The 3,760-nt window shown below is 26.7% G+C and carries 2 protein-coding genes and 2 pseudogenes; all 4 read right to left on the reverse strand.

Annotated elements, in window-relative coordinates:
- Positions 1-319, reverse strand: a pseudogene (locus tag N4A48_RS14975) (type IA DNA topoisomerase); the annotation flags it as partial.
- 15 nt (positions 320-334) lie between these two features.
- A pseudogene (locus N4A48_RS15050) lies at positions 335-544 on the reverse strand (DNA topoisomerase); the annotation flags it as partial.
- Between the two features lie 313 nt (positions 545-857).
- Positions 858-2,441 carry a hypothetical protein gene (locus N4A48_RS09425; protein WP_293665657.1) on the reverse strand — a complete coding sequence of 528 codons (1,584 nt, stop codon included), beginning with the start codon at positions 2,439-2,441 and terminating at the stop codon, positions 858-860.
- A 47-nt stretch (positions 2,442-2,488) separates the two neighbouring features.
- Complete coding sequence (locus N4A48_RS09430) at positions 2,489-3,145, reverse strand: hypothetical protein (protein ID WP_293665658.1); 657 nt, start codon at positions 3,143-3,145, stop codon at positions 2,489-2,491.
- Positions 3,146-3,760 lie beyond the last annotated feature (615 nt).

Genomic DNA, 3,760 nt, shown 5'->3' on the forward strand with positions numbered 1-3,760 from the left:
CAGAAAAGACATTTCCTTTTCTACTCTTAAGGTTTCTAAATCCAACTCTACCTTTTTCTAATAAAATTTTAACCATTTTCTTACTTACTTTCTTTCCAAATGACTGTATGTACTTATCATCCTTCCAAATCGTAAACTTACACCCATTCTTCCAATTACTACATCCAAACCCTTTGCTACCTTCTATAACTGGGTTTTTACACTGTGGACATTTACCTAAGCTTTCTACATCTTCTGCTAACTCTACTTTAAATTTACTTAACATAGAAGTATCTTTCTTTATAAGATTAACCCCTTCAATTGTAAAGTTCGTAATCAAATTCAAGAACTCTTCTTTTTTTACCTTTCCCTTTTCTATATCGGATAGTGTTTTTTCTAATCTACCTGTATATTCTAAATCAAATAGTTCTTTGGCTGGAAATATATCTACGATTGTTCTTCCAAGTTCTGTGCAAACTAAACTCTTCCCTTTACTTGAAATATATCCTACTGTTTTTAATTTTTTTATAGTTTCTGCACGAGTAGCAGGAGTTCCTATACATATGGTCTCTTATATTATGTCTATTTATTGTTAAAGTGCCTAAATATACACATTTACTAATCTTTTATTTGCAATTTTTAATATAGACACTTTTATTACAAATAGTATAGTTTTATCTCTAATTAAATATATATTTTTTGTTTTTATTTCTATTATTTTTTAGACACTTTTCACTCATCATTTTAAATTATTTAACTAATGTTCTCACAAAATAAAGTTATATAATAAACTTGCAACAGTTATTTTTTTGTTAGTGTTATGTTCTCTATATTTAATGAGACAATAAAAGAAACATATAGTTAAAATAACGATAACATTAGAGTAGTTCAATGCTGCTCATAGCTACTTCTTTGGTACTTGAATCTATACTAACATTGGCGCCAACACATACTTCACAACTACCATTATCGTGGAAATCACCTTCAAAGTATCTACTGCAAGACAAATGACATTCAAAAATTAAATAATAATTCATATGTCCTTCTTCAATAATATAGATTATATATGGTTCACATTCTTCAACTCTATCTATTGTTCCCCAATCCCCTGTAAAGCTTGATTGTATTATATCACTTGAAACATTTCCAAAAACAGTTTCTTCTACTACTTGTTGTAATATTTCTTCTATACATTCTTCTTTACATTCTTCTTTACACCCTAACATTCCAGCTTCTTGATTAAAATCAAAGGCGCTATTATGGATTTTTTCCCATTTACACTTATCCATAATTTCATCTAATAGGCCAATACATTTTTTGTATGAACCCTTAAAGTTGACCTCTTTGTACTGTTTTTTAATCCATTTTTTATATTTGATATTTTCATATTTAAACTCTCTTTCTGTATTAAGGAATTTTTCATATTTTTTAAATATACTTTTGCAACTAGAGATTTTTTCTTTCATTTTAATTAAATCTTTTACTATTAATAGTTGTGACGGTCTATCTAATTTACTAAACACTTCAACCCTCTTATTTAAATCATCTAGTACTTTTTCATACTCTGAATTAGAAGATTCAATTAATATCTGTAGAGAATATATAATTTTACTGTTTAGAATTTCTGTAATTACCTCTTCAAGTATTTCAGATTTTACTTCCAAAAATTGTTTTGTTTTTTCATTTTCTACAATTGAATCTAATAGTTTATTATAATAATTTCTAAACAGGAGACAATCTATCTGCTTGCTCAGAAAATCATATATAGAAAAATATTCCCAAGAATCATAACCTATTAATTCCAGCATATTCATATCTTTTCTATCTAATAATGTGCTATTATCATGATCATCACTACTATACCTTACCTCATGAATATTTGAATCTTTATATTTTTCAAACATCTTAATAACAGTTGTTAATTTCCATAAATCTCTTTTTTCATAAAGACCATCAACATTTTTCTTTACTTCTTTAATCATCATATATTCATTAAATTCTTTAATATTATTCTCAAATATATTAGTTATAGTTGGTAACAAAGAAGCAATTACATATTCCACTTCTATTCTTTCAATATCAACTTCATAATGAGTTAACTCATTTCTTAAATTATTCAACTCTTTAAACATCCCATAAGTATCTTTATCAATATCTTGATTATATAACATCAATACTCTATTAACTGCATCTATATATTTAATAGTATCTAGTCTTTTATTATATTTTTCTTTTATTTTAATATTCACCTCTTTTTCAAAAATCTTGCTTGTATCCTCATAAAGATAATACTTGCCTTTCCTCTTTACTAAATATTTGCATAAAATTTCTAATGAATGGTGAAAATCCATAATTATATCTTTTAAGTGAAACTCTATTTCACAATCTTCCACTTTATCCAATTCAAATAATTTGTTTAATGACTTCTTAAAAGAATGCATCCCATTATCAATACAATTCATATTATGCCTCCAAGCTATTAATATTTTTCATTAGCATTTTTTGTTAATTAAAACAGTCCATTAAATTTTGATTCGTCTATTCTATACTCAACTCTAACAGAGTCATGCTCTATTAATTGTAATAGTCTATATCCAATAATTCTAGCTGCTAAATATCCAACTATTGCATCGCTTGGCATAAAAAGTCTTTTTCTGCCCTCATTTTGATTTACTTCATGCTTAGATTTATTGTATATTTTTACAAATTTAAAAAGATGATTTATTAATTCAGTTGGAATATCTTCTACCTTTGATAAAGATTTAGTAGCATTTCCAAGAGTAGAATTCATATATCTTATCCTTCCAAGAAATTTATACTTTCTCAATGCTAATCTAACAACTGCTTCTAAATGTAACCCCGAATTTAAAATAACATATTTAGAATGTAAATAGACACCCGTTATGTCAATCTCTGAACGTGCATATTGTAAAGGTCTAAATAGAGTTCTATATTCACCCCCTGGAAAGGGATTTTTTATAGGATCACAAGGCATACAATAGCCTCCTATCCCTCCTATTTCCTTATCCATTTCCCACAACGATTTTGTTGAGTAATTATCAAGATTTGTATTTATCTCATTTAGTATTCCTTGAATTTGTAGTTTTTGTTTGTCTGAAAATATAACATTGTAAAGTTCCCTGCTCTCTGGTAATAATGATTTCATTATATCCCTCATCTTTCTTCAAATTATATCAATTCCATTATATACCTAATTTTACCTATTTTCCACATTTTCCCCACTGTAATTCCACATTTCAACACAAAAAAACAAAATGCTTTTTGCTGATAATCTCAATCCTATCAACTAATGCATTAAATGTGTATTTATCAAATTCTCCTAATAACTCTTGCCTACTATTTATAACATCTATAATTTCATTAACTCTTTTCTTATGAAATTTTTATTCATTCTTTTTTAACTCTACTTTTGCCTCTCTATATACATTCAGTTCACTAGATAATCTCTGCTATTCTTCATCTAATTTTACTATTGTTTGTAGCTTCACTAAATTTCCTAACGATTCTTTGTATCTTCAATTTTCTTCAATTGTATCCGTCAAAGATTTACCGTCTTGAAATTAAAAAATCCAGTATAACTAATTATAAAAATTAGTATACTGGATTTTCAGTTTATTTCTTCTTTTCTATTTTTAATTCTTCAGGCAATGTATCTGACCAAGGCATCAGTCTTAATAAATTTTCTCTGGTTCTTTCTATATCTTCTAATTTTGACATCTCATTCATTAAATATAGAAGGTATTTTTCTGCTACTAAATCA

This window comes from Tepidibacter sp., assembly GCF_025210165.1.
GTDB lineage: Bacteria > Bacillota > Clostridia > Peptostreptococcales > Peptostreptococcaceae > Tepidibacter_A.

Excerpts from the sequence above, each read along its gene's own strand:
- N4A48_RS09430 (WP_293665658.1), bottom strand. The coding sequence starts at position 3,145 with ATGAAATCATTATTACCAGAGAGCAGGGAACTTTACAATGTTATATTT.
- N4A48_RS09425 (WP_293665657.1), bottom strand. The coding sequence starts at position 2,441 with ATGAATTGTATTGATAATGGGATGCATTCTTTTAAGAAGTCATTAAAC.